Genomic DNA, 25,188 nt, shown 5'->3' with positions numbered 1-25,188 from the left:
ATGCGATCACGCTCGCGCGCCGTCCACGCGGGGCCGGATAGGGTGACCCCGGAACACAAACACGATCGGGGGACGTGATTGCCTGCTGCCGCATATCTGACGGGCTTCGGCCGCTATCTTCCCGGCGCACCTGTCGAGAACGACGACATCGCGTCGCGCCTGGGTGGCGACGACCCGGTGACGGACCGCATCCGTCGCAGGGTCCTCGCGGCGAACGGCATCCGGCAACGGCACTACGCGCTCAGCGCGGTCGGTGAGCCGACGGAGCTCAACGAGGACCTCGCCGCCAAGGCCCTGACGGCAGCATTGGACGATCGTGGCATCACGGCCTCCGACATCAGGATGCTGGCGTGCGCCACGACGATGGGAGACGTCCTCGTCCCCGGATTCGCGTCCATGGTCCACGGGCGGCTGGGTGGCGGCCCGATGCAGACACTGTCAGTCTCGGGCGTCTGCACCTCGAGCCTCGCTGCACTCGACGCCGCAGCCGCGAAGATCCGCCTGGGAGATCACCCGCGTGCCGCCGTGGTGGGGTCGGAGCTCGCGAGCCGCAGCCTGCGTCAGAGCCGCTACGACGGACGGCGCGAGACTCTGGACTCGCACTTCCTCCGCTGGATGCTCTCCGACGGTGCCGGAGCCGTCGTCCTCGAGTTCCAACCGCATCCGAACAAGCCCTCGCTCAGGCTCGACTGGGTGCGCCAGGTGTCACTGGCCCACCGGCATCCCGCCTGCATGACCGCTGGGATGCGCGGCACCGAGGCCGAGCCGGGCAGCACCTGGCAGGACCTGAGCATCGCCGACGCCGAGGCGTCCGGGATGTTCGTCCTCCGGCAGGACATCAGCATGCTGGACGACCTCGCCGAGGAGGGGATCCGGCAGTTCGAAGAGCTGGTGGACACCGGCCTCGTGGACGTCCGCCACCTCGACCATGTGATCTGCCACTACAGCACCAATGCGTTCAGGGATCTCGCGCTCGACTCGATACGCCGGCGCGTGCCGACGCTGAGCGCTGATCGCTGGTTCTCCAACCTGGAGACGTGCGGCAACACGGGTTCCGCGAGCATCTTCATCGCGCTCGAGGAGGCGTGGCGCACCGGCCGGTTCGCCGTGGGCGACACCGTGCTTCTCGCCGTCCCGGAATCCGGGCGATTCTCCTTCGCCTTCGCTCACCTCACCGTCGTGGGGCCGACCACCCGTAAGGACATCTGAACGTGACAACCGAGACGACCATCGACGATTCCCTGGCCACACGCCTTTCGGCGGTCTGGGCCGAGCTCGAAGAGCACCTGGAGCGCGTACCCGTTCTGCAGCGGCTCGCTGCGGGCACGGTGACGATCGACGACTACACCCGGCTGCTCTTCAACCTCCGCCAGCAGGTCGTCGACGGGACGCCCTGGATCTCGCGCGCAGCGTCCAACTTCGATGCCGGGCACTTCGAGCTGCGCTCCGCCGCCATCCGTCATGCCGAGGAGGAGCACCGGGACCACCTCATGCTCGAGCGCGACTACGTCGCGGTCGGCGGGTCTCTGGACGACCTCCGGCGTGGCCGCAAGAACATCGGCTCGGAGGCGCTCTCCGGGTACATGTTCACCTACGCGAGCCGCCCGAATCCCATCGGGCTGCTCGGAGCGATGTTCATCATCGAAGGGCTCGGCGCGCAGCGGGCCGCCCAATGGGCCGCACGCTTTCAGGAGGTGCTCGGTCTCGCTGACAACCAGGTGCACTTCATGCGGTATCACCAGGAGGCCGACGCCGAGCACACCGGAGCCCTGGATGCGATCCTGACATCGCCCCTGGTCGACGAGGAGGCGGCTGACGAAGTGGTCCGCTGCGCTCAGGTCGTCGCACGCCTCTACGCGCTGCAGCTCGAAGAACTGGACCGGTGACATGACGCGGCGCGCGTTGTCCGACCCCAGCCTGTGGGAGGCGATCGCGGCCGATCCGTCGGTCCCCCTCGACCGCGCCCTCGTGCGGATGATCCTCGAGGATCAGCAGCGGCCCTCCCGGCAATGGCTCTACCCTCTCGCGCGCATCTTCAGCCGAGTGATCGTCGCGCTCGTCTCGATCGCAAAACGCTTCGTGCCGATGCGGTGGATGTCGCTCGAGACGATGGACACGCTCTGCATCTGGTTCCTCCGGCGGTTCGTCTCCCCCGATGCCGTCGAGCTGCTGATCCGGCACTTCGTCGTCGAGACGAACCTCCTCAACTTCCTGATCCGTAACAGCCCCGCGGCCATGGAGCCCGTCACACTCCGACCGGTGACGCTCGCCGGATTGGGCGAGCACGCGGTCGTCGAGCACGACATCAACGTCTACGACGTCTTCATCGCGCTCGACGGCGCGCCCCTCTCCCGGGCGGAACCGATCGACTTCGAGCAGCTGGACATCCCGCCGCTGGATCCGGAGCGAGGTCGGCTCCGAGCCCTGCGACTCGACATCCAGACCGCGCTCTGCTTCATGAACATCCCGTTCTCGATGGCACTCACCCGCGACGAATACCGACGCGCCATCCACTCGATCAGATTCGACGACTCGCTGCTCGACGTGCTGGCGACCGTCAGTGGCGATGACGGATTCCGGCGCTGGAAGTCCGGAACCCTGAGCCTCCGGGTCGACTCGAACGTCGACGTGCCGCACGCCGTGTACACGCATGCGCTCATCTGCGAGTACGCGCACGCCCGCCTGGTGGCGCTGGCCGCGTCCGCGGACGTCGATGAAGGTCCGGTCGGTCGCAGCCATGTTCCGGGTGCAGGATGACCAGATGAAGCTGACGCTCGACCTGCACGACATCTACAACCGGGGCGGCGACATCGATCGCGCGCTTCGGGCAGTGATCGCCGACGCCGTCGCGAAGAAGGCTCCGCTGGTCGAGATCATCCCGGGCAAGGGATCGGGCGCACTGAAGAAGCGGGTGCTCCGCTTCCTCGACCAGCCGGAGATCAAGGCGCAGTACCACCGTGTCGAGAAGGACTCGAAGAACTTCGGCCGGGTGTTCGTGCACTTCCGGTGGAAGTAGCGATGCCGGGGTTCAGCGACGTGCGGGGCGCCGCCGGACAACCTCGACTGCGACTGCCACGAAGCTCACCTATTTCTCGCTTAGATCGCTTAAAGTAGAAATAGTTCACGTCGAGAGGAGGCTACGCATGGCCACGTTCATCGAGCGGACCTGGCTCCCGGAAGACACCGCCGGGCTCAGCCGCAAGGACCGCGCCGCGGGTCACTACCGTGCGTATGTTCCCGACGAGCTCGGCACCACGCTTCCCCGTATCGGCGCAGAAGCCACAGCCGCAGCCGAGGACGCGCTCGTCGTTCTCGCGCGCGCCGACGAGCGCCTCGCGGCCAAGGGTGGCTACCTGAATCACCTGCTCATCCGGTTGGAGTCGATCTCCTCCTCGTGGATCGAGGGTAACCGCGTCACCCCCAAGCGTCTCGCCATCGCCGAGCTGCTCCACCACGGTCCGCGACAGGCACTCGACGTCGTCGCCAACGTCCGCGCCACCGAGCAGGCGATCGCTGAGCTGGCCGACCGCAGCAGGCCCATCACTGCGGAGGACATCGTCGAGTTGCAGCACGTCATCGAGCCGCACCTCGACCGCGGTCTCCGCACCGAGCAGAACTGGGTCGGGGGCCCGGGTTACTCCCCGCTCCGCGCTGCGTTCGTGCCGCTACCGGAGGCCGAGGTGCAGCGCTTGGTAGACGACCTCGCGGGCTTCCTGACCGAGACCTCCGGCAACGCGCTCGTGCGCGCAGCGATCGCCCATGCCCAGTTCGAGACCATCCACCCGTTCATCGACGGCAACGGCCGCACCGGCCGGGCCCTCATCCACACAGTGCTGCGTCGCGCGGACGCCGTGCGCAACACGCTGATCCCCATCAGCACGGTGTTCGCCGGCAGCACCGATGCATACATCGCAGGCCTCACCGGCTTCCGGACCGAGCCGCCGGCACTGGATGACTGGGTGATCGGGTTCGCTCAGGCCACGGAGCGAGCCGCCGGCACCGCAGTGAAGCTCGCCGACGACATCGCCACGCTCGACGTCGAGTTGTACGAGCAGCTGGTCGAGTTCCGCCGCGCACAGGGACGGAGCCCCTCCGCGCCCCGTCGCGACGCCGTCTCGCTGCGAATCCTGGAGACGCTCGCCACTGACCCGATTGTCACCGCCGAGAGTTCGAGCGAGCGGCTGGAGGCCTCACCGCAGGCGGCTCACCGTGCGCTCACAGAGCTGCACGAGGCCGGCATCCTCGGCCGGACGAAGGATCAGAAGGGTCGTACGATCTGCTGGAGCGCCGATCGGCATCTCGCGCTCGTGGCGCTCACCGAGCGCAGCAACCGTGTCGGCGGTGAGGACACCCGGAATCGGAGACCCCGCCTCGGCCCTGCGGCGCCGCCCGTCGCGGAGCGCCGGCGCCGATTTCCGGAGCTGTAGGCGGGGACGCGGTCTACACCTGAGCTGGAGACGCTACCGCCGGTCGATCCGCATGCCTCAGCTCGCGTCGGTGAGTGCGGCGATCATCGTTGAAGCGGCCAGAGCCACATACCGTCCTCGAACACGTAGTAGCCCTCACGCAGACCCGCCACCGTTGCCACGGGTCTGCGTGAGGGTGTGCTTCTCGGGACGGACACCGTAGAGTCCCGCCGGCAGATCCAGGAACAGCTGCTGGCCATCGCCGAGTACGGGGCCGCACTCAGCCGATCGGGGTCGAAACGTCCGAGGCGGTCGTGCAGCGCAAGGCAGCGTCTACCTCGCCGCGTGTGGCACGTAGCTGGCACGCCGACGGCTCAGGAGGGGCCGGGGAACAAGAAAACCCCGGCTGAACCGGGGTTTCTGTTGGTGGGCGATACTGGGATCGAACCAGTGACCTCTTCCGTGTCAGGGAAGCGCGCTACCGCTGCGCCAATCGCCCGAGCCTGAATCACTCAGGATCGAGGTGGATACGGGATTCGAACCCGTGTATACGGCTTTGCAGGCCGCTGCCTCGCCTCTCGGCCAATCCACCGAAGCCACAACACGGAAGAACCGTACCGTATTCGAGAGGCCTGGAATCCGAGGAAACCAGGCCGACTCGAGCGGATGACGAGACTCGAACTCGCGACCCTCACCTTGGCAAGGTGATGCGCTACCAACTGCGCTACATCCGCATTTCGCGCCCCGGTCTCCCGCGGCACTTGAATGACTTTAGCCGATCCCCGCGCCGATGACCAAACCGGGCACGCCGGCCGGGTGTGTCGCGCCGCGCAACGCCCGGTGCGTGGCCTCGATGTGCATTCGGGGCGCGGGGTCGGCTAGTATCGAGTCTCGCAGCCGGAACCATCCGGCAGCAGCAACGGGCGATTGGCGCAGTTGGTAGCGCGCTTCCTTCACACGGAAGAGGTCATCAGTTCGAGTCTGGTATCGCCCACCGCCACGAAAGGGCCCTCGAGCATCGGGGGCCCTTTTTACGTTCCGTGACACCGGCGCTCGCGCCTCCGCCCGCCGTACGGCACCCTTTCTCAATGAGCTTCACGCCGGCACGCCCCCTGGAGCAGCTCTTCGCGTCCAGGTCGAGCATCAAGTGGCGCCGGTATCCGGCCGACGTGCTGCCCGTGTTCGTCGCCGAGATGGACTTCGATGTGGAGCCGGCCATCCTCGATCGGGTCGCCGACACCCTCCGCAACTCCGACACCGGCTACCTCGACTCCGCCGGCCCGCTCGCGCCCGCGTTCGCCGACTTCGCCTGGAGCTCCTGGGCGTGGGGCGTCGACCCGGAGTGGGTGCACCTGGCCACCGACGTGACCGTGGGCGTCGTGGAGACGCTGCGGCTCGTGCTGCCGGAGTCAGGAGGCCGCGTCGTGCTCACGCCTCCGGTGTACCCGCCGTTCTTCGAGATGATCGACGAGGCCGACGCCGTCGCCGTCACGGTCCCCCTGCGCGAGGACGCCGGCTGGGCGCTCGATCTCGACGGCTTGGAGGCCGCGTTCGCCGCAGGCGTCGACGCGATGCTGCTCTGCAACCCGCAGAATCCGACGGGTCGATGTCACAGCCGCCGCACGCTGGAGGCGCTCGCGCGTCTCGCCGCCCGGTACGGGGTGTTCGTCGTCAGCGACGAGGTGCACGCCCCGCTCGCCCACCCCGGCGCGCGCTTCACCCCCTTCGCGCCCGTCGCCCGCGCCGCGGGAGCGCGCTCGGTCACCGTGACCTCCGCCAGCAAGGCCTGGAATCTCGCAGGCCTCAAGTGCGCGGTCATCGTCGCCGCCGAGCCCGCGTCCGCCGACCTCCTCGAACGTCTGCCGGAGGAGCTCGCCGCCCGCACGAGCATCCTCGGCCTCCACGCGAACGTCGCGGCCCTCTCCTGTCTGCGCTGGCGCGACGGGCTGCTCGACCAGCTCGTAGCGAATGTGCGCCTCCTGGAGGCCGAACTCGCCCTGCACGCGCCGGACGTGCTGGTGGTGCGCCCGGACGCCGGGTACCTCGCTTGGCTCGACTTCCGCGCCGCCGGGCTCGGCGACGATCCGGCCCGCACGCTCATCGATGTCGGCCGGGTGGCGCTCAACTCGGGGCTCGCGTTCGGCGAGCAGGGCCGCGGCTTCGCGCGCATCAACCTCGCATGCGACCCGAGCACCGTCGTGGAGGCCGTGCAGCGCATCGCCCGCACCATCGCAGCCGTCCAGTCCCCCGCCCTGGCCGGCTGACGCCGCGCGAACCGATCAGGCGCGCAGGGCGCGATCGAGGTCCGCGAGGATGTCGCGAGCGCTTTCGAGGCCGATGGAGAGACGGATCAGGCCGGGGGTGATGCCGGCCTCCAGCCGCTCGGCCTCCGTGAGCTTGGCATGGATGGTGCTGCCCAGGTGGATGGCGAGCGTGCGGACGTCGCCGATGTGCGTCATCGGTGAGATCAGCTCCAGGGCGTCCAGGAAGCGGCGCGCGGCCTCCCGGCCTCCCACGAGGTCGATCGAGACGATCGAGCCCGCGCCGCGCGGGAGGTAGCGGCGCGCGAGGACGTGGTACGGATCGCCCTCCAGCCCCGGGTAGTGCACGCGCGCGACCTCCGGGCGCCCCTGCAGCCACTCGGCGACGGCCTGGGCGTTCTGCACGTGGCGGTCCATCCGCACCGACAGGGTCTCGATGCCGTGCAGCAGCAGGAACGTGCTGAGTGGAGGCACAGTCGGCCCGTACTCGAGCACGATGACCGTGCGCAGGTACGCCAGCAGAGCTCCCGCGCCGAACCGCTCGACGAAGGAGGCCACGCCCGGGCGCGGAGGCTCGGTCAGCTGCGGGAACCTGCCCGCCTGTGCGGTCCAGTCGAAGCGGCCGGCATCGACGACGGCGCCGCCGATCACCGACCCGTGGCCCGAGAGCCACTTGGAGGTCGAGTGCACGACGATGTCCGCGCCGTCGTCGATCGGGCGCCACAGGTAGGGCGTCGGCACGGTGTTGTCGACCACCAGTGGCACCCCAGCGGCGTGCGCGATGGCGGCCAACCGGGCGATGTCGACCACCTGGTTCAACGGGTTCGGCAGCGTCTCGGTGTAGACCGCCTTCGTGTTCGGCCGGAACCGAGCAGCCCACTCCTCCCCGGTCGCGTCGTCCTCGACGTACTCGAAGGCGATGCCCTGCCGCCTCAGGATGCCGCGGAACATCTCGCGCGTCCCCTCGTAGAGCGAGCGCGTGGCCAGGATGTGGTCTCCGGACTCGGCGAGCGCGTTGATCGCGGCGGCGATGGCGGCCTGGCCGCTGGAGACGACGATGCCGTCGACGCCGCCCTCCAGATCGGCGATGCGGCGGCCCGCGACCGCGTTGGTCGGGTTGTCGTTGCGCGAGTAGGCGCGGTAGCGGCTGCGGCCGGCGAAGCGGCTCTCGCCGTCGTCGAAGTCGTCGAAGACATAACCGGCGGTCTGGTAGATGGGCGTGACACGGGCGCGGGTCTCGGCATCCACGACCGAGCCCGCGTGGATCTGACGGGTCTCGAAGTCGAGGGGGCGCGAACAGTCGTCAGGCATGCGGCCACTGTAGTGATGAGGAGGTGGGGTCGTGGAGGTCCACTTCACCGTTCGTCATGCGGCCGGCAGGCGTGGGTCAGGCCCAGCCGTAGAGGCTCTGCAAGGCAGCCCGGACGATGTCGAACCGTCGCCCGTCCAGAGCGGCGGCCTCCCGGCGCATGCCGTTCTTGTGCACGCGGAAGACCCGGTCGAGGCGGACGTAACTTGGTCGCCCCTGCCCGTCCCACGAGCCGGAGCCGATCGCGAGATACTCAGGCCTCCCGGGATGGGCCTGGCTGGTCAGCGCGACCGCGATCACCGAGTCGCCCGGCTCGGAGGCCACGACCAGCACCGGACGGTCTTTGCCGCGGCCGTCGCCCTCCTCGTAGGGCACCCACGTCCAGACGATCTCACCGGGATCGGGATCGCCGTCGACCCGAGGGTTGTACGAGGTGCGGATGCGCGAGAGCCGGTGGGGATCGACCTCCATGGTGGCGTTGACGCCGGTGCGTCCCGGTTCCGTCGCGCGGGACGGTGCCACGCGAGCGGAGGTGGCCCGCTCAGCGGTCTTAGCCGCTCCCGGGCGGAACAGTCTGGAGATCGCGGTCAGGAGTCGGCTCACCCTGGGCACGATAGCGGACCCGCGTGAGCCCGATGGTGAAGCGCAGCGCGAGCGCCAGGCCGAGCGAGACCAGGAACGAGCCGATGAGCACCGAGAAGCCGGCGATCCCCTGTGCCGTGAACAGATCGAAGTTGCCGCTGTCGACCATGCCGCCGCCATTGGCGAAGAGTCCGATGTAGAGCAGACCCACCAGGCTCGCCACCGTGACGACCACGATCAACGCCATGGAAGGTCCGAACCGGGCGCGGGAGGCGAGGTCGACCATCGTCGCGCAGGCGAGCGCGGCGATCACGCCCAGCAGGAGCGACCAGCCCAGGGTGAGGACTCCGGAGGCCGGAGTGATGGCCACCAGCCCGGAGAACGCTCCGCACAGCGCGCTCGTCGTCGTCGGGCGCCGCAGCAGCACGCGGTCGACCGCCATCCAGGCGAGGCAGCCTCCCGCCGACGCGAGGAAAGAATTGATCGCGATCAGGCCGGTGTACGCATCGACGGCCCCCTCCGAGCCGGTGGTGAGCCCCAGCCACCCGACCCAGACCAGCGATCCGCCGATCGCGATCGCGCCGAAGCTGCGCTCCTCGGGAGGCCGGTGCTCGCCGCGCCCGCAGGCGAGGATCACCCCGGCCGCAGCGGCCCCGGCCGCGACGCCGATGGGGAGCGCGCCGCCGAAGTCGATGACGCCCAGCACGCCCGTCGCCCAGCCGTCGTCGAGTGCGAACACGGCGTAGCCCACCGGGTAGAGCACGAGCACGGACCAGAGTGCGGCGAACACGAGCCAGGCGCGCAGGGTGATCCGGGAGGCCACGGCGACGCCCACGATCGAGACGGACACCGCGCAGGCAGCGAGCAGGGCGCCTGCTCGCGCGATCTCGTAGAGCGAACCGCCGTGCGGCCCGCCCGCGCCGAAACCCGTGGCGAGGTCGAACGAGGGCATCCCGACGACGTGGGCGATCCACGGGGATCCGGCCAGCATCCCGTAGCCGCCGAGCACCCCGAGCAGGACGGTCGTCGCCGTCCCGGTCGACGCGAACAGCAGGGCACGGGAGGCCGCGGACCGACCTCCGAGACCACCGACGAAGAACGCGAGGCCCGGCGGGATGAGCAGCGTCAGGGCTCCGCAGACGAACAGCAGCAGTGCGTCCACCTGCCCGCTCGTCGCGACCATCCCGCTCCTTCGCCCTCCGTGCCTCCCTTACCCTAGCCGTCGCGCCGTCCCCGCTCGGGTGCGGACGAACGGCACACACGCCGGACGGGGCGCCGCCCGAAGGCGGCACCCCGTCCGTGTGCGTCGTGCTCCAGGGAGCCGAGCGATCAGACCGTCTCGAGCGAGTAGCCCTCCTCGCCGTGCACGACGGTGTCGACGCCGGCCAGCTCGTCCTCGTTCTTGATCCGGAAGCCCATGGTCTTCTGGATGACCCAGCCGATCGCGTAGGCCAGGACGAACGAGTAGATCAGAACGCTGAACGCGCCGACCGCCTGCGCGCCCAGCTGAACCCAGCTGCCGCCGTACCAGAGGCTCGAGAACGGCTTGGTGGCGTCGCCGTCGATGTGGGTGAAGCCGAAGACGCCGATCCACAGCGTTCCGATGATGCCGCCGATGAGGTGGATGCCCACGACGTCGAGCGAGTCGTCGAAGCCGAGCTTGAACTTCAGGTCGATGGCGACCGCGCAGACGGCGCCGGCGACCAGGCCGAGCAGGATGGCGAACCCGGGGGTCAGGATGTTACAGGCCGGGGTGATCGCCACCAGACCTGCGACCGCTCCGGAAGCGGCGCCGATGGAGGTCGGTTTGCCGTCCTTGATCTTCTCCACGATCAGCCAGCCGATGGTCGCGGCAGCCGGAGCGGCGAGCGTGTTGACCCAGGCGATCGCGGCGACGCCGTCGACCGCAGCCTCCGAGCCGGCGTTGAAGCCGAACCAGCCGAACCACAGCAGCGCCGCGCCCAGCAGCGTCAGCGGAACGTTGTGCGGCTTGCTCATGCCCTTCGAGAACCCGACGCGCTTGCCGAGCACCAGGGCGAGGGCGAGGCCCGCCGCACCGGCGTTGATGTGCACCGCGGTGCCGCCGGCGAAGTCGTTCACGTGCAGGACCGATGCGATCCAGCCCTGCGAGAGGTTGAACACCCAGAACGCGACCGGGAAGTAGACGACGGTCACCCACACACCGGCGAAGACCATCCACGCGCCGAACTTGGCGCGGTCGGCGATCGCGCCGGAGATCAGCGCCACCGTGATGATGGCGAAGGTGGCCTGGAAGCCCGCGAAGGCGAGACCGCCCAGGTCGGGCGTCATGCCGTCCTTGCCCATCAGACTGGACAGGAACCAGTCGGGCGTGCCGAGCACGTGCGGGATGAGGGGCGTGCCGAAGGCCAGCCCGTAGCCGTAGACCACCCAGAGCACGCCCACGATGGCCATCGCGCCGAAACTCATCATCATCATGGACACCACGCTCTTGGCGCGGACCATGCCGCCGTAGAAGAACGCGACGCCGGGCGTCATCAGAAGAACGAGGGCTGCGGCTACCAACAGCCACAGGGCGTTCACGGTCCCTGCGTCTGCGTAGTCCGCTGCTGTGTGCAACACCATGCCGGATCTCTACCTCTCTGTGCGACGCCCTGGGGGTGGTTCGAGCTCATCGGAGCCGAGCCGGGCGCTTCGGGGTGGAGCCAGTCTGTTCTCGCGACGTTTCGGGGGCGGGATGCTGGTGTTTCGCGGGTGTTACGCGATCCTGTGCTGTGTAAACAGTCTGTTTCGTGTCTCCACGAATCCGCCGGAGAGAGGAAGATGCGCGCTCACTCGTCGTGCGGCGGCAACTCCCCCGCGGTCAGGGCGATCATGCGCGAGACCGAGCGGAGGTACTTCTTGCGGTATCCGCCGCCGAGCATCTCGTCGTCGAAGACGTCGTTCAGCGGGGTGCCGGTCTGCACGATCGGGATCTCGGCGTCGTAGACGCGGTCGATGAACGCGACCAGTCGCAGCGCCGCCATCTGGTCGTGCAGCACGTGCACGTCGGCCAGGCCGATCACGTCGACACCGTCGAGCATCTTGATGTAGCGGGAGGGGTGCACCGTCGCCAGGTGCCCGATGAGCGCGTCGAAGGTGTCGCTGGTCGCCATCTCGCCCCGGCCGGCGAGCGCGGTCAGCACCCGGTCGTACTCGCCGGCGTCCACCGTGATCGCGGAGCCGGTCGTGTCGCGACGGCGGTAGTCGAGGCCGTCGATGCGGAGGGTCTGGAAGTTGGCGGACAGCGACTGGATCTCGCGGAGGAAGTCGCTCGCGGCGAACCGGCCCTCACCGAGCGCGTTCGGCGGGGTGTTGCTGGTGGCGGCGATACGGGTTCCGGAGGCCACGAGCTCGCCCAGCATCCGGGTCATCATCATCGTGTCGCCCGGGTCGTCGAGCTCGAACTCGTCGATGCAGATCAGCGTGGAGCCCTTCAGCAGCTGCACGGCCCCCGCGTAGCCGAGGGCGCCGACGAGGGCGGTGTACTCGATGAACGTTCCGAAGTACTTGGGCCCGGGTGCCTCGTGCCACAGAGCGGCGAGGAGGTGGGTCTTGCCGACGCCGAACCCGCCGTCGAGGTAGACGCCCGGCTTCATGGCCTCCACTTTCTTGCGGCTACGGCTGAACAGCCCGGCCGGCCGCTGCGGCTCCCACGACTTGGCGAACAGCTTGAGCGTGGCGACGGCCTCCGACTGCGACGGGTAGTCGTGGTCGGGGCGGTAGGAGTCGAAGGTCGCGCGCTCGAACTGCGACGGCGGCACCAGGCTCGCGGCGATCTCGGCGCCGGTGATCTGCGGCGAGCGGTCAGCGAGGCGGGGCAGGGCTCCGGTCGTCTCGAACGTCATGGCGGGTGTGCACCTTCGGGTCGTTTTTGTGTCGAAGTGTTGACGGGGCGTCCTGCAGGTGCGGCACGCCGCGTAGCCTGGAGGTCGCGCCCCGCGAAATCGCAGGGTTCCAGCCTAAGCCGTAAGGATCAGCAGCATGGCCATCGCCTCCGACCCGTCGTCCGACTTCGCCGGCTACGCCCATCCCGAACGCCTGGTCACCACTGGATGGCTCGCGGAGCACCTCGGCGAACCGGGGCTGGTCGTGGTGGAGTCCGACGAGGACGTGCTTCTTTACGACACCGGCCACATCCCCGGCGCGGTCAAGATCGACTGGCACACCGACCTCAACGATCCGGTCGTGCGCGACTACGTGAGCCCGGAGAAGTTCGCCGAACTGCTCGGCTCCAAGGGGATCGCCCGCGACACCACCGTCGTGATCTACGGCGACAAGAACAACTGGTGGGCGGCGTACGCGCTGTGGGTGTTCTCGCTCTTCGGCCACGAGGACGTCCGCCTGCTCGACGGCGGCCGCGACAAGTGGATCGCAGAGGGCCGCGAGATCACCCGCGACGTCCCGTCGCCCGCAGCGGTGGAGTACCCGGTCGTCGAGCGCGACGACCACACCATCCGGGCGTTCAAGGAGGACGTGCTCGCCCACCTGGGACTGGTCCGTTCGGGAGGAGGGGCCTTGATCGACGTCCGCTCGCCCGAGGAGTACAGCGGCGAGCGCACCGAGATCCCCGGCTATCCGACGGAGGGCGCGCTGCGGGCCGGCCACATCCCGTCCGCCGCGTCCGTGCCGTGGGCCCGCGCTGCCGCCCCCGACGCGACGTTCAAGCGCCGCGCCGAGCTGGAGGCCGTCTACCTGGGCGACGCGGGGCTGAAGCCCGGCGACGACGTGGTGGCGTACTGCCGCATCGGCGAGCGCTCCAGCCACACCTGGTTCGTCCTCACCCACCTGCTGGGCTTCGAGAACGTGCGCAACTACGACGGCTCGTGGACCGAATGGGGCTCGGCGGTGCGGGTGCCGATCGTCACGGGCACCGAGCCGGGCGAAGTCCCGGCGCACTGACCCTGCTGTCCCACGCCGAAGGTAGCCTTGAGGGATGACCGCCCTCACCGGCACGCTCGCCGAGATCCGCGACGACTTCCAGGCACTGGAGCAGAACGACCGCCTCCAGCTGCTGCTGGAGTTCTCCGACGAGCTGCCCGACCTCCCGGAGCGCTACCGCGACCACCCCGACCTCCTCGAACGCGTCGAGGAGTGCCAGGCCCCGGTGTTCATCTTCGTAGAGGTGGACGACGCGAACATCGTGCACCTCTATGCCACTGCGCCCAAGGAGGCTCCGACCACGCGCGGTTTCGCGTCGATCCTGGTGCAGGGTCTCGCCGGGCTCACGGCTGACGAAGTGCTCGCGGTGCCAGACGACTTCCCGAACACGCTCGGCCTCACGCAGGCGGTTTCGCCGCTGCGCATCCGCGGGATGTCGGCGCTGCTCGGCCGCACCAAGCGGCAGGTGCGGGCGAAGCTGGCGGCCTAGGGCCTCCGGTAGTCGGCGAACACGCGCCGGTCGACGCCGTCGAGCGTGACGCTCCCGCCGTACGGCACGATCCACTGCGGCGAGGTGTGACCGAACGGGACCCCGACGCAGACGACCGCGTCGGGGTTATACTCGGCGACCGTCTCGATCACCGCGTCCCGCTGCTCCGCGCGCAGCCGCTCGCGTTCGGCCGCATCCGGACGGTGCTCGAACGTGCTCACCGGCGGCCGGGCCGCGAGGACCCCGGCGAGCGGCGCGAGCAGGCCGCGCTCCCCCAATGCCCTCAGCGTGTACCGCACCCAGTGCGCGGGCGGCGTCAGCTCGCTGGTCTCCAGCAGGAGCACGGCGCCCTCGAGCGCGGAGGGCGGGAACGGGAAGCGGTCAGCGAGCAGGACCCAGTCGACCACTTCCAGGCAGCCGCCCCAGGTCGTGCCGGTGACGCTGCGGGCGGGGCCGGCCCACGAGAAGCCCTCCGTCGTCTCGCGCTCGCCCGTCTCGGCAAGCGCGCGCGGGTCGCCCCAGTCGACCCCGATGTCCTCCGACTCCCCGGGGTCGCTCAATTCGAGGGGAACGCCACCGAGCAGCGCCGCGCGCAGTGATCGCGCCTGGATGTCGTGGACTCCCGGCCCCGGGCCGAGCTGCACCTGCGTGCTGCCGCCGTAGAAACCACCCACGCCAGCACCCCACAGCCAGTTGAGGAGGTTCGTGTTGTCGCTGTAGCCGAGGAACGGCTTCGGATCGGCCAGCACGGCCTCCCGGTCGAGGTGCGGGATCACGCGCAGCTGGTCGTCTCCACCGAGCGTCACGATGAGCGCCCGGATGTCCGGATCCGCGAAGGCGGCGTTCAGATCCCGCGCGCGGTCCTGCGGTGACGCACCGACCTGACGTGTGGTCGGATACTCCACCGGTAGCAGGCCGGTCACCTCGTGGAGCCTGCGCATCGCCTGCTCGTGGACGGCCGGCCAGCGGCCCGGGGCGGCGAAGGACGGCGAGACGACGGCGATGCGGTCGCCGGGCCGCGCGACGGGCGGAAGGACCGGGCGGTGCGCTCCCGTCACCGCGTCGCTTCCCGACCGCGCGCCTCCCGGTCGTGCGCCTCCTCCAGCCACTCCCGGATCGCCGAGCTCCACTTCGCCTCGTCGTAGTTCCAGAGTTTGGTGTGCAGCGCGACGGCGAAGGGCACGAACGTGACGATGTCGCTCCGCGCCTTCGCGAGCGCACGCGAACCGGTGTCCGGCACGAATCCGTCGTCCTCGCTGTGCAGCACGAGCATCGGGAGGCTGAGGTCGGCGGCGCGCGCGACGAAGTCCATGCTGCGCAGGTCGATCGGGGCGCCGAGGCCGGTGATCGGCCCGCTCCAGGTCGCCTCGATCAGCCGGATCGCGCCGCGAGCGATGGGGTCGGGCAGGCGCAGGAGGTTGGCCTGGTACTCCAGTGTGTCGATCCAGTCGATCACGGGCGACTCCAGCACCAGTCCGGTGACCAGGCCGAGGTTCTGCGAGCGGGTCACCGTCTGCAGCACGACCGCTCCACCCATCGACCAGCCCATCAGCACGATCGAGCGCGCGCCCTGGGAGGCCGCGTAGCCGATGGCCGCGTCGATGTCCCGCCACTCGGTGCCGCCGAGCCCGTAGCGGCGATCCGCGCTCTCCGGTGCGTCGCCGTCGTTGCGGTAGGAGGCGAGCAGGCACGTGTAACCCGCGTCGTGGAAAGTGCGCACCGCGCGCAGGCCCTCCTGACGGGTGGCGCCCCAGCCGTGCACCTGGATGACCCACCGATCAGAGCCCGCCTCGTCGGCCGCCGGGAACACCCACGCCGGCGCCGCCCCCAGGTCGGTTTCGATTTCGACGCTCATAACAGGCAGGGCGAGCTCCTCGGGGTCGAGGTAGTAGTAGCCGCTGATCCGTGCCCGTCCGGGCCCGAGGTCGCCGAACTCGACCCGCTCGAGCTCACGCACGACCTCCCCGTCGCGGCGGTCCAGGAGGCCGCCGAGTTTCGCGTAGCCGGATTCGGACCCGAACCAGAGACCGAAGCGGCCGGGCATCGCGGCATCGGGAGTATCCCGCAGCGTGATCGTGCCGTTCCCGCGGTCGACGACGCGCACCACCTCCCGCTGCGGGCGCCGGCGAACGGGGGTGATGACGGTCCGCGCCACCCGGGCCATCGCGTACCCTGCACCGGCCGCCGTGAGGAGCACGAGGCCTCCGGCGATCGCGGCGGTGAGGCCGAGCGCCTTGCCGAATGCGTTGTGTCCGCCCGATGCACCGCTGGTCCCCGCCATGGGCCACAGCGTAGCCGGGGCCGCGTGCGCGTGTCTTCAGGACATCCTCAGGCGGCGTGCCTTACCGCTGCGAGCCCCCGAAGGCTTCTAGTGTTCGTAGCGTGTCGACACCAACCTCGACCCCGCACCAGCCCGGGGAGCCGCACCTTCCGGCGGAGTACCGGGCAGCGCTGCAATCGATCCGCAGCGCTCACTCGCGCCCGGAGCTCGTGGTCACAGAGATCCCGGCGCCGGCCCAGCTCGCACCCTTCTCCGTTGCGCTGGCCGCCGATGTGCGTCCTGCGCGGCACGGAGACGACTCCGACCTCGGCACCGGACGCTTCATCCTGCTCTACGACCCCGACGAGCCCGAGGCGTGGGGCGGACCGTTCCGCGTCGTCTGCTTCGCGCAGGCGCCACTGGAGACCGACATCGGTCTCGACCCGTTCCTCGCCGACGTCGCCTGGTCATGGCTCGTCGACGCGCTCGACGCCCGGCATGCGAGCTACACCGCGGCCAGCGGCACCGCGACCAAGATCATCTCCACCGGCTTCGGCGAGCTCGCCAGCCAGGGCGACGGCGCCCAGATCGAGCTCCGGGCCTCGTGGAGCCCGCTGGAGACCGACCTCGCCGCGCACGTCGAAGGCTGGGGCGAGCTGCTCTGCATGCTGGCCGGCCTCCCACCGACAGGAGAGGGCGTGAGCCTGCTGAGCACGAGACGGTCACCGCGTGGCTGAACACATCGTCATCGACACCCGGGACGGCTACCGTGCCGCGGTCGACCGGATCGTCGCGGGCGAGGGCCCGATCGCGGTCGACGCCGAGCGCGCGAGCGGATTCCGCTATTCGCAGCGCGCCTACCTCATCCAGATGTTCCGGCGCGGTTCGGGTACTTTCCTGTTCGACCCGCCCGCGATCGGCCGCTTCGACGAGCTGAACGAGGCGATCGCCACCGACGAGTGGGTGCTGCACGCCGCCACCCAGGATCTGACCTGCCTGCGCGAGGTGGGGCTCGACCCCGTCAGCATCTTCGACACCGAGCTCGCCGCCCGGCTCCTGGGGATGCCGCGCGTCGGACTCGGGACCGTGGTCGAGGAGCTGCTCGGCATCCACCTCGCCAAGGAGCACAGCGCGGCGGACTGGTCGACGCGTCCACTGCCGGAGCCGTGGCTCGATTACGCAGCGCTGGACGTGGAGCTCCTCCCCGACCTCCGGGACGCCATCGCCGGCCTGCTGGTCGAGTCCGGCAAGACGGAGATCGCCCGGCAGGAGTTCGCCGACGAACTGACGCGCGAGCTGTCCGTGCCGCGCAGCGAGCCGTGGAGGCGGCTGTCCGGCATCCACTCGATCCGCGGCATCCGCAACCTCGCGGTCGCGCGCGAGCTCTGGACGAGCCGCGACGCCCTCGCGCGCCAGCTCGACGTGGCCCCGGGACGGCTCGTCCCCGACGCGTCGCTCACGGCCGCCGCGAAGGCGATGCCGGACAGCAAGCGCACCCTGGCCGCGATGCGCGAGTTCACCGGCCGGGCGAGCCGCACCGAGCTGGACCGCTGGTGGTCGGCCATCGAGGCCGGCCGCACGACCGAAGACCTCCCCGTGCTGCGCGGAACCGGTGAGAGCCTGCCGCCGCCGCGCGCGTGGGCCGATCGCAATCCCGAGGCCGACGCCCGGCTCAAGGCCGCGCGCGCCGCTCTGACGTCCCTCGCCGAAGGGCTCTCGCTCCCGCTGGAGAACCTGCTCACCCCCGACACGCTGCGCCGCGTCGCGTGGGCGCCGCCCGCAGAGGTCACGCCCGAGTCGATCGCCGAGGCGCTCGCTCAGCACGGTGCACGGGCCTGGCAGATTGAGGCAACCTCACAGTCGATCGCCCAAGCGTTTGTGGAAAGCAGCCAAACGCCCGACGACGCGTCCGAAGCGGTTTCGTAGAAAGAATCAAACGATTCCCGCCCCGGCTGCGGGCCTCCTTAGGATCGTTGTCGATCTGATTGGGAGGCACTGTGGCCGAAAGAACGGAAGTCGTGTTCGTCGACGGAGTCCGTACTCCGTTTGGGCGTGCGGGCGAAAAAGGGCAGTACTGGAACACCCGCGCGGACGACCTGGTCGTCAAGGCCATGATCGGCCTGCTCGAGCGGAACCCGAACGTGCCCAAGGAGCGCATCGACGATGTCGCCATCGCCGCCACGACGCAGCAGGGCGACCAGGGGCTCACCCTCGGGCGCACGGCGGCGCTGCTGGCAGGGCTGCCGAAGTCGGTGCCCGGATTCGCGATCGACCGGATGTGCGCGGGCGCCATGACCAGCGTCACCACCCTCGGCTCCGGCATCGCGTTCGGCAGCTACGACCTGGTTATCGCCGGCGGCGTCGAGCACATGGGACGCCACCCGATGGGCTTCGGAGCCGACCCCAACCCGCGCTTCCTGTCGGAGCGCATGGTCGCCGAGGACGCCCTCAACATGGGCATGACCGCCGAGCGAATCCACGACCGGTTCCCCGCGCTCACCAAGGAGCGCTCCGACCGCTTCGCGCTGGGCAGCCAGCAGAAGACCGCGGCGGCCTACGCGGCGGGCAAGCTGCAGCCCGACCTGGTCTCCGTCGCGATCCGCTCGGAGCAGGGCTGGGGCCTCGCCACGCAGGACGAGGGCATGCGCCCGGAGACCACCATGGAGGGCCTCGCGACGCTGAAGACGCCGTTCCGCCCGCACGGGCGCGTCACCGCGGGCAACGCCTCACCGCTCACCGACGGCGCGACCGCGAGCCTGCTGGCGTCCTCCGACGCCGTCAAGGAGTTCGGCCTGAAGCCGAAGATGCGGATGGTCAGCTTCGCGTTCGCCGGCGTCGAGCCCGAGATCATGGGCATCGGCCCGGTGCCCTCCACCGAGAAGGCGCTGCGCAAGGCCGGCCTGACCATCGACGACATCGGCCTGTTCGAGCTGAACGAGGCGTTCGCCATCCAGGTGCTGTCGTTCCTCGACCACTTCGGCATCGACGATCAGGACCCGCGCGTCAACAAGTGGGGCGGCGCGATCGCGATCGGCCACCCGCTCGCGGCCAGCGGCGTCCGCCTGATGATCCAGCTCGCCCGCCAGTTCGAAGAGCACCCGGAGGTCCGCTACGGACTGACCGCGATGTGCGTCGGCCTCGGCCAGGGCGGCACCGTGATCTGGGAGAACCCCAACTTCGACAAGCGCGCTGCGCGGAAGGGCTGAGCCAGAAGTGACCGACTACAGCACCATCGACTTCTCCCCGCTCGTCGAGCTGACCTCCGACGAGGTCGTCACCCACTCGTACGTCAAGGACGTGCCGCTGCCCAGCGGCAAGACACTCGCGCTGGTCACCCTCGACAACGACCGGGACCACACCCGGCCGAACACGATGGGCCCTGCGACGCTCCTGGAGCTCGGAAAGACCTTCGACGAGCTGACAGCGCGCGCCGCGCGCGGTGAGATCGACGCGGTCGCCGTCACCGGCAAGCCGTTCATCCTCGCCGCCGGGGCCGACCTCAGCCGGGTGGGCGACATCCCGAGCGTGGAGGTCGCGAAGCTGCTCCCCCAGCTGGGCCACTACGTGCTCGGCAAGCAGGCGACCTTCGGCGTCCCATCGTTCGTCTTCACCAATGGCCTGGCGCTCGGCGGCGGCGTGGAGATCGGCCTCAACGCCGACTACCGCACCATCGACCGCAACGCCGCCGCGTTCGCCCTTCCCGAGGTCTTCCTCGGCCTCATCCCCGGCTGGGGAGGCGCGACCATCCTCCCGAACCTGATCGGCATCGAGAACGCCCTCAAGGTCGTCGTCGAGAACCCGCTCAAGCAGAATCGGATGCTGAAGCCGCAGGAGGTCTTCGACCTCGGAATCGCCGACGCGATCTTCGACTCGGCCAACTTCCTCGAAGACTCGCTGAAGTGGGCGGACAAGGTGCTGACCGGCGCCATCGAGGTCAAGCGCCCGAACATGCCGGGCAAGGTCGAGCGGATGGTCAAGTGGGACGCCGCCATCGGCATCGCCCGCAAGATGCTCGAGAGCCGCATCGGCACCGTCCCGAAGTCGCCGTACCGGGCGCTGGACCTGCTCAAGGCCGCGAAGTCGAACGACCGGGCGACCGGCTTCGAGCTGGAGGACGACGCCCTCGCCGAGCTCATCTCGGGCGACCAGTTCCAGGCGAGCATCTACGCCTTCAACCTCGTGCAGAAGCGCGCCAAGCGCCCGGCAGGGGCTCCGGACAAGAAGCTCGCGAAGAAGGTCACCAAGATCGGCGTCATCGGCGCCGGCTACATGGCCAGCCAGTTCGCGCTGCTGTTCGTCCGCCGCCTCCGGGTGCCCGTCGTCATCACCGACCTCGACCAGGCGCACGTCGACAAGGGCGTGGCCTACATCCACGACGAGATCGGCACGCTGCAAGAGAAGGGGCGGATCAACCCGGACGAGGCCAACCGCTTGCGGGCGCTGGTCACCGGCACGACCGACAAGGCCGACTTCGCCGACTGCGACTGGGTCATCGAGGCCGTGTTCGAAGAGCTCACCGTCAAGCAGAACGTCTTCGCGGAGGTCGAACAATACCTCTCCGACGAGGCCGTGCTCGCGACCAACACCTCCTCGCTGTCGGTCGAGCAGATCGGCGCGAAGCTGAAGCACCCGGAGCGCCTGGTGGGCTTCCACTTCTTCACCCCTGTCGCGGTCATGCCGCTGATCGAGGTCGTGAAGACGCCGCACACCGACGAGGCCACCCTGTCCACGGCGATGGTCACGGCGGCAGCGCTCAAGAAGAACGCGGTCATCACGGCCGACACCCCCGGCTTCGTCGTGAACCGGGTGCTGGCGAAGGTGCTCGGCGAGGCGATGCACGCCGTCGACGACGGCACCCCGTTCGAGACGGTCGACAAGGCGTTCGCGCCGCTCGGCCTCCCGATGGCTCCTTCGGTGCTGCTCGACCTGGTCGGCCTGAAGGTCGGCGCGCACGTGCTCGACACGCACCACGCGGCCTTCCCCGACCGCTTCTACCGCAGCGAGAACCTCCACCGGCTCGCCGAGTACGGCACGCTGCTGGAGAAGGACGGCAAGGGCAAGATCAAGGGCCTCGACAAGGGCGCGGCCAAGATCCTGGCCGGCGGCAAGAACCCGTGGACCGAGCAGGAGATCCTGCAGCGTCTCGAGGACGGCCTGGCCGACGAGATCCACCGCATGCTCGTCGACGACCATGTCGTCGAGGCGCCGGAGGACATCGACCTGTGCATGATCCTCGGCGCGGGCTTCCCGTTCCAGATGGGCGGCATCACGCCGTACCTCGACCGGGTCGGCGCCTCGGAGCGCGCCTTCGGCGACACCTTCCACCACCCGCCCGTCCGCGGCGTCACGGCCCCTGTGGAGGCCGTCGTCTAGCCCGCGAGGCCGCACGAAGAACGGCCGAAACCGCCGAGTACGCAGAGAATCCGCGTACTCGGCGGTTTCGTTTTTTCACCCGCGACGGGTCTTGACCGCTGGGAAACGCGGTCGTTAGCGTCGGATAAGAGACAGGCAGTCGACGGAGGGGGTCGCGTGACCGAGCAGAAGACGACCGCCCCTCCCGCGCAGTCGGCGCCCGCCAAGCTCTCCATGATCACGATGACCGGAATGGTCGTCGGCGGCATGGTGGGCGCCGGCGTCTTCTCGCTCCCGCGCCGCTTCGCCCAGGAGACGGGTGTCGCGGGCGCGCTGATCGCCTGGACGATCGCGGGCGTCGGCATGCTGATGCTCGCGTTCGTGTTCCAGTTGCTCGCCAACCGCAAGCCCAAGCTCGACGCCGGCGTCTACGCCTACGCGAAGGCGGGATTCGGCGAGTACCTCGGCTTCTTCTCGGCCTTCGGCTACTGGGCCAGCGCCTCCGTGGGCCTGGTCTTCTACTGGGTCTTCATCATGTCGACCATCGGCGCGGTGGTGCCGGCGTTCGGCGACGGCGACACGATCATCGCCATCGCGATCTCGTCGGCGGCGCTCTGGGGGTTCTTCTTCCTCATCCGCCGCGGTATCAAGGAGGCCGCGGCGATCAACCGCATCGTCACGGTCGCGAAGATGGTCCCGATCATCGTGTTCGTCCTCCTGGCGCTCTTCGTCTTCAAGCCCGACGTCTTCGCCGCCAACTGGGGCGGCGCCGACTACGCAGGCTCGCTCTTCGACCAGGTGCGCAACACCATGTTGGTGACGGTCTTCGTGTTCCTCGGGGTGGAGGGCGCGAGCACGTACTCCCGGCACGCGAAACGACGGGAGGACGTCGGGCGTGCGACCATCCTCGGATTCGTGAGCGTCTTCGCCGTCTTCGCCTCGGTCACGATCGTGTCGTACGGCGTGCTGCCCATGGGAGAGATCGCGAAGCTGCGGCAGCCGTCGATGGCCGGGGTCCTGGAGGCAGCCGTCGGGCCCTGGGGCGCCTGGTTCGTCAGCATCGGGTTGATCGTCTCGGTGCTCGGCGCGTACCTCGCCTGGTCGCTGATGGCGGCCGAGGTGCTCTTCGTCGCCGCCAAGGATCACGACATGCCGCGCTTCCTCGGCAGATCCAACGACCAGGACGTCCCGGTCGCCGCGCTGCTGCTGACCGCGCTCTTCGTGCAGGCCGTGCTCGTGATCATCTACTTCGCGCACGACGCGCTCAACCTGGCGCTCGACCTCACGAGCGCGCTGACGCTCATCCCGTTCTTCCTGGCCGCGCTCTACGCCCTCAAACTCGTGGTCACCCGCGAGACGTACCGGGAGCAGCCGCGCGGCTGGGGCGGCGACCTGGTGGTGGCCGTGCTGGCCACGGTCTACACGGCGTTCCTGCTGTTCGCGGCCGGGCTCACGTTCGTGCTGCTCTCGTTCATCGTCTACGCGCCGGCCACCATCCTGTTCATCATGGTGCGGCGCGAGCAGGGCCGCCGCTGGTTCAGCGGCCGCGAGCTGGTGATCCTGGCGGTATCGGTGCTGGGGGCGATCGCGGGCATCGTGGCGCTCTCGGTGGGCTGGATCCGTCTCTGACAGTGCACGACGCACCGATCGAACCGAAGAAGAAGGGCGAGACATGACAGAGACGACGTTCGGCGTCCACTCCGAGGTCGGGCAGCTGCGACGGGTGCTCGTCGCCTCCCCCGGGCTCGCGCACCATCGGCTCACCCCCTCGAACGCCGACGACCTGCTCTTCGACGACGTGCTGTGGGTGGAGAACGCCAGGCGCGACCACGCCGACTTCGTCGCCGACCTGCGCTCCAACGGCGTGGAGGTGCTCGAGCTCCACGAGGTGCTGGCCGAGACCGTCGCCCAGCCGGACGCCCGGGCGTGGCTGCTCGACCGCAAAGTCGTCCCGAACCAGGTCGGGCTCGGGCTGGTGGAGGGTACCCGTGCGTTCCTCGAGTCCCTTCCGCCCGAGCGGCTGGCCGAGTTCCTCATCGGGGGCCTGTCGACGGTCGACCTCCCGGAGGACTTCCGCACCGACTACATCGCGCTCGCGCGGGAGTCGACCGGGATCCGCGAGTACCTGATGCCGCCGCTCCCCAACACGCTGTACACCCGCGACACGACCTGCTGGATCTACGGCGGTGTCACCCTCAACCCGCTCTACTGGCCCGCCCGCCACGACGAGACGCTGCTGATGAAGGCGATCTACCGGTTCCACCCCGCGTTCGCGGGCGCGACCGTCTGGTGGGGCGACCCGGAGCTCGACTGGGGCGAGGCCACGCTGGAGGGCGGCGATGTGATGCCGGTCGGCAACGGAGCGGTGCTGATCGGGATGAGCGAACGTTCCTCCCGGCAGGCGATCACGCAGACCGCGGCGGCGCTGTTCGCGGCGGGCGCGGCCGAGCAGGTCATCGTCGCCGGCATGCCGAAGCTGCGGTCGGCCATGCACCTCGACACGGTCTTCACGTTCGCCGACCGCGACCTCGTGACGCTCTACCCGGAGATCATGGACCGCGTGCACACCTTCACGCTACGGCCGGGCGACGTCCGCTCCGGAGTTGAGGTGCGCGACGAAGGCGACCGGGCGTTCGTCGACGTGGTCGCCTCCGCTCTGAACCTCCCGCGCCTCCGGGTGATCGAGACCGCGGGCGACAACTACGAGACCGAGCGCCAGCAGTGGGACAGCGGCAACAACGCGGTGGCCCTGCGGCCCGGCGTCGTCTACGCGTACGACCGCAACACGGCGACGAACGACGCGCTACGCCGGGCCGGCGTCGAGGTCATCCCGATCGTGGGCGCCGAGCTCGGCCGCGGCCGCGGCGGTGGTCACTGCATGACCTGCCCGCTGTTGCGCGACGCGGTGGAGTTCTGAGGGGCGGAGTCTTCCACCCCCGGGCGCACGATCACCAGCTCGAGGTAACCGCGCAGAGCCTCGGCTGCGTGGATGCGCTCCGGGCTGTAGAGCCACTGCAGCTGGATGCCCTCCCAGAGGGCGACGACGGTCGCGGCGGCGAGCGCGGGGTCGGCGCCGGCGCGCAGGCGGCCCGCCTCGGCGAGCGCCGTGAATTCGGCCTCGTACGTTTCGCGCATCCGGGCGTACCGGTCGAGGAAGTAGTCGTGCGCGGGGTGGTCGGCGTCTGCGGCTTCGGCGGCGAGCACGCTGTAGAGGGCGATCAGCCCGGGGATGCGCTCATTGCGCTCGGCCTGCGCGGTGATGCCGTCGCTGAACGGCAGCCCGGCGAACGGCGCCCGGCCGTCGCCGCCGACCGCGTCGGGGTCGCCGCCGAGCTCGTCGCGGCGGCCCAGCACCGCGACGAGCAGGTCCTCTTTGCCTGCGAAGTGGTGCTGGAGGGTGCTGAGGCCGATTCCCGCCGCCGCCGCGATCTCGCGGAGCGAGCTGCCGTGGTAGCCGCGCGTGGCGAACGCGCGGTAGGCCTCGTCGACGATCTGCTGCCGCCGCTCGGCCGTCTTCGCGTACGGACCGCGCCGGCGGGGTCGTTCGCTGTCGTCGTCGCGTCCAGCCACGGTCAGCCTCCAAATTAGGTCAGTCGCACGGGTTTCGACTACGGTCGATGCTATCCCAG

Annotated in this window: 22 protein-coding genes and 4 tRNA genes; 15 read left to right on the top strand and 11 right to left on the bottom strand. The window is 69.6% G+C overall.

Annotated features, from left to right (window positions below; all coding sequences use genetic code 11):
- Window positions 1-78 precede the first annotated feature (78 nt).
- From AC0HS0_RS04270 to AC0HS0_RS04250, 5 genes are all read left to right on the top strand, one after another.
- On the top strand, window positions 79-1,209 hold the full coding sequence (locus AC0HS0_RS04270) for a 3-oxoacyl-[acyl-carrier-protein] synthase III C-terminal domain-containing protein (protein ID WP_472961871.1): 1,131 nt from the start codon (window positions 79-81) through the stop codon (window positions 1,207-1,209).
- Between the two features lie 2 nt (window positions 1,210-1,211).
- A complete protein-coding gene (locus AC0HS0_RS04265) occupies window positions 1,212-1,886 on the top strand; it encodes an iron-containing redox enzyme family protein (RefSeq protein WP_472961869.1) in 675 nt (224 codons plus the stop codon).
- Between the two features lie 16 nt (window positions 1,887-1,902).
- Window positions 1,903-2,757, top strand: coding sequence for a DUF6999 family protein (locus AC0HS0_RS04260; protein WP_472961868.1), 855 nt, complete (start codon window positions 1,903-1,905; stop codon window positions 2,755-2,757).
- A 4-nt stretch (window positions 2,758-2,761) separates the two neighbouring features.
- The gene (locus tag AC0HS0_RS04255) at window positions 2,762-3,016 is read left to right on the top strand and encodes a Smr/MutS family protein (RefSeq protein WP_431348654.1); all 255 of its coding nucleotides are present in this window, start codon (window positions 2,762-2,764) and stop codon (window positions 3,014-3,016) included.
- 127 nt (window positions 3,017-3,143) lie between these two features.
- Window positions 3,144-4,427, top strand: coding sequence for a Fic family protein (locus AC0HS0_RS04250; protein ID WP_472961867.1), 1,284 nt, complete (start codon window positions 3,144-3,146; stop codon window positions 4,425-4,427).
- A 403-nt stretch (window positions 4,428-4,830) separates the two neighbouring features.
- Here AC0HS0_RS04250 and AC0HS0_RS04245 read toward each other — a convergent pair.
- The 3 genes from AC0HS0_RS04245 to AC0HS0_RS04235 form a co-directional block, all read right to left on the bottom strand.
- Window positions 4,831-4,905 (bottom strand) — tRNA-Val (locus AC0HS0_RS04245).
- Between the two features lie 22 nt (window positions 4,906-4,927).
- A tRNA-Cys gene (locus tag AC0HS0_RS04240) sits at window positions 4,928-4,998 on the bottom strand.
- Window positions 4,999-5,067: 69 nt separating this feature from the next.
- Window positions 5,068-5,140: transfer RNA gene (locus AC0HS0_RS04235), tRNA-Gly, on the bottom strand.
- Window positions 5,141-5,327: 187 nt separating this feature from the next.
- On the opposite strand from AC0HS0_RS04235, the gene AC0HS0_RS04230 reads away from it, so the two are divergent.
- Both AC0HS0_RS04230 and AC0HS0_RS04225 read left to right on the top strand, forming a co-directional pair.
- Window positions 5,328-5,400 (top strand) — tRNA-Val (locus tag AC0HS0_RS04230).
- A gap of 94 nt (window positions 5,401-5,494) precedes the next feature.
- A complete protein-coding gene (locus AC0HS0_RS04225; protein WP_472961866.1) occupies window positions 5,495-6,670 on the top strand; it encodes a MalY/PatB family protein in 1,176 nt (391 codons plus the stop codon).
- Between the two features lie 15 nt (window positions 6,671-6,685).
- Here AC0HS0_RS04225 and AC0HS0_RS04220 read toward each other — a convergent pair whose 3' ends face one another.
- The 5 genes from AC0HS0_RS04220 to zapE all read right to left on the bottom strand — a co-directional run bounded on the left by AC0HS0_RS04220 (window position 6,686) and on the right by zapE (window position 12,424).
- Window positions 6,686-7,978: an O-acetylhomoserine aminocarboxypropyltransferase/cysteine synthase family protein gene (locus AC0HS0_RS04220; RefSeq protein WP_472961865.1), complete on the bottom strand. Its 1,293-nt coding sequence runs from the start codon at window positions 7,976-7,978 to the stop codon at window positions 6,686-6,688.
- 76 nt (window positions 7,979-8,054) lie between these two features.
- The gene (locus AC0HS0_RS04215; protein ID WP_472961864.1) at window positions 8,055-8,498 is read right to left on the bottom strand and encodes a type II toxin-antitoxin system PemK/MazF family toxin; all 444 of its coding nucleotides are present in this window, start codon (window positions 8,496-8,498) and stop codon (window positions 8,055-8,057) included.
- Between the two features lie 28 nt (window positions 8,499-8,526).
- Window positions 8,527-9,741 (bottom strand): ammonium transporter, encoded by a 1,215-nt coding sequence (locus AC0HS0_RS04210; RefSeq protein ID WP_472961862.1) that lies wholly within the window; start codon window positions 9,739-9,741, stop codon window positions 8,527-8,529.
- A gap of 146 nt (window positions 9,742-9,887) precedes the next feature.
- The gene (locus AC0HS0_RS04205; RefSeq protein ID WP_472961861.1) at window positions 9,888-11,162 is read right to left on the bottom strand and encodes an ammonium transporter; all 1,275 of its coding nucleotides are present in this window, start codon (window positions 11,160-11,162) and stop codon (window positions 9,888-9,890) included.
- A 206-nt stretch (window positions 11,163-11,368) separates the two neighbouring features.
- Entirely contained in the window at window positions 11,369-12,424 is a 1,056-nt protein-coding gene (gene zapE, locus AC0HS0_RS04200; RefSeq protein WP_472961860.1) for a cell division protein ZapE, read from the bottom strand.
- Between the two features lie 136 nt (window positions 12,425-12,560).
- Here zapE and AC0HS0_RS04195 point away from each other — a divergent pair, with 136 nt between their 5' ends.
- On the top strand, window positions 12,561-13,478 hold the full coding sequence (locus AC0HS0_RS04195) for a sulfurtransferase (RefSeq protein WP_472961859.1): 918 nt from the start codon (window positions 12,561-12,563) through the stop codon (window positions 13,476-13,478).
- Window positions 13,479-13,512: 34 nt separating this feature from the next.
- A complete protein-coding gene (locus AC0HS0_RS04190; RefSeq protein ID WP_472961858.1) occupies window positions 13,513-13,947 on the top strand; it encodes a SufE family protein in 435 nt (144 codons plus the stop codon).
- Here AC0HS0_RS04190 and AC0HS0_RS04185 read toward each other — a convergent pair.
- Window positions 13,944-15,005, bottom strand: a complete 1,062-nt coding sequence (locus tag AC0HS0_RS04185; RefSeq protein ID WP_472961856.1) for a S66 family peptidase — start codon at window positions 15,003-15,005, stop codon at window positions 13,944-13,946. The two genes, AC0HS0_RS04190 and AC0HS0_RS04185, sit on opposite strands and share 4 nt — an antisense overlap.
- Window positions 15,002-16,228, bottom strand: a complete 1,227-nt coding sequence (locus tag AC0HS0_RS04180) for an alpha/beta hydrolase family protein (protein WP_472961855.1) — start codon at window positions 16,226-16,228, stop codon at window positions 15,002-15,004. The genes AC0HS0_RS04185 and AC0HS0_RS04180 overlap by 4 nt, the downstream gene beginning before the upstream one ends.
- Before the next feature lie 101 nt (window positions 16,229-16,329).
- On the opposite strand from AC0HS0_RS04180, the gene AC0HS0_RS04175 reads away from it, so the two are divergent.
- The 6 genes from AC0HS0_RS04175 (at window position 16,330) to AC0HS0_RS04150 (ending at window position 24,476) form a co-directional block, all read left to right on the top strand.
- Complete coding sequence (locus tag AC0HS0_RS04175) at window positions 16,330-16,944, top strand: DUF3000 domain-containing protein (protein WP_472961853.1); 615 nt, start codon at window positions 16,330-16,332, stop codon at window positions 16,942-16,944.
- Complete coding sequence (locus AC0HS0_RS04170) at window positions 16,937-18,133, top strand: HRDC domain-containing protein (RefSeq protein ID WP_472961850.1); 1,197 nt, start codon at window positions 16,937-16,939, stop codon at window positions 18,131-18,133. The genes AC0HS0_RS04175 and AC0HS0_RS04170 overlap by 8 nt, the downstream gene beginning before the upstream one ends.
- Before the next feature lie 71 nt (window positions 18,134-18,204).
- Window positions 18,205-19,413: a thiolase family protein gene (locus AC0HS0_RS04165; RefSeq protein ID WP_472961849.1), complete on the top strand. Its 1,209-nt coding sequence runs from the start codon at window positions 18,205-18,207 to the stop codon at window positions 19,411-19,413.
- 7 nt (window positions 19,414-19,420) lie between these two features.
- Window positions 19,421-21,580, top strand: coding sequence for a 3-hydroxyacyl-CoA dehydrogenase NAD-binding domain-containing protein (locus tag AC0HS0_RS04160; protein WP_472961848.1), 2,160 nt, complete (start codon window positions 19,421-19,423; stop codon window positions 21,578-21,580).
- A 156-nt stretch (window positions 21,581-21,736) separates the two neighbouring features.
- Window positions 21,737-23,188 (top strand): basic amino acid/polyamine antiporter, encoded by a 1,452-nt coding sequence (locus AC0HS0_RS04155; protein ID WP_472961847.1) that lies wholly within the window; start codon window positions 21,737-21,739, stop codon window positions 23,186-23,188.
- Between the two features lie 43 nt (window positions 23,189-23,231).
- Complete coding sequence (locus AC0HS0_RS04150; protein WP_472961846.1) at window positions 23,232-24,476, top strand: arginine deiminase; 1,245 nt, start codon at window positions 23,232-23,234, stop codon at window positions 24,474-24,476.
- On the opposite strand, the gene AC0HS0_RS04145 is transcribed toward AC0HS0_RS04150, so the two are convergent.
- Window positions 24,431-25,129 carry a TetR/AcrR family transcriptional regulator gene (locus tag AC0HS0_RS04145; RefSeq protein WP_472961845.1) on the bottom strand — a complete coding sequence of 233 codons (699 nt, stop codon included), beginning with the start codon at window positions 25,127-25,129 and terminating at the stop codon, window positions 24,431-24,433. The two genes, AC0HS0_RS04150 and AC0HS0_RS04145, sit on opposite strands and share 46 nt — an antisense overlap.
- Window positions 25,130-25,188 lie beyond the last annotated feature (59 nt).

The sequence above is a fragment of the Leifsonia sp. PARNA 1/14 genome (genome assembly GCF_055720965.1).
This window is presented reverse-complemented; position numbering and strand designations above follow the sequence as displayed.

Coding starts and splice junctions, on each gene's coding strand:
- AC0HS0_RS04255 (WP_431348654.1), top strand. CDS start 2,762: ATGAAGCTGACGCTCGACCTGCACGACATCTACAACCGGGGCGGCGAC.
- AC0HS0_RS04250 (WP_472961867.1), top strand. CDS start 3,144: ATGGCCACGTTCATCGAGCGGACCTGGCTCCCGGAAGACACCGCCGGG.
- AC0HS0_RS04225 (WP_472961866.1), top strand. CDS start 5,495: ATGAGCTTCACGCCGGCACGCCCCCTGGAGCAGCTCTTCGCGTCCAGG.
- AC0HS0_RS04220 (WP_472961865.1), bottom strand. CDS start 7,978: ATGCCTGACGACTGTTCGCGCCCCCTCGACTTCGAGACCCGTCAGATC.
- AC0HS0_RS04210 (WP_472961862.1), bottom strand. CDS start 9,741: ATGGTCGCGACGAGCGGGCAGGTGGACGCACTGCTGCTGTTCGTCTGC.
- AC0HS0_RS04205 (WP_472961861.1), bottom strand. CDS start 11,162: ATGGTGTTGCACACAGCAGCGGACTACGCAGACGCAGGGACCGTGAAC.
- zapE (WP_472961860.1), bottom strand. CDS start 12,424: ATGACGTTCGAGACGACCGGAGCCCTGCCCCGCCTCGCTGACCGCTCG.
- AC0HS0_RS04195 (WP_472961859.1), top strand. CDS start 12,561: ATGGCCATCGCCTCCGACCCGTCGTCCGACTTCGCCGGCTACGCCCAT.
- AC0HS0_RS04190 (WP_472961858.1), top strand. CDS start 13,513: ATGACCGCCCTCACCGGCACGCTCGCCGAGATCCGCGACGACTTCCAG.
- AC0HS0_RS04180 (WP_472961855.1), bottom strand. CDS start 16,228: ATGGCGGGGACCAGCGGTGCATCGGGCGGACACAACGCATTCGGCAAG.
- AC0HS0_RS04150 (WP_472961846.1), top strand. CDS start 23,232: ATGACAGAGACGACGTTCGGCGTCCACTCCGAGGTCGGGCAGCTGCGA.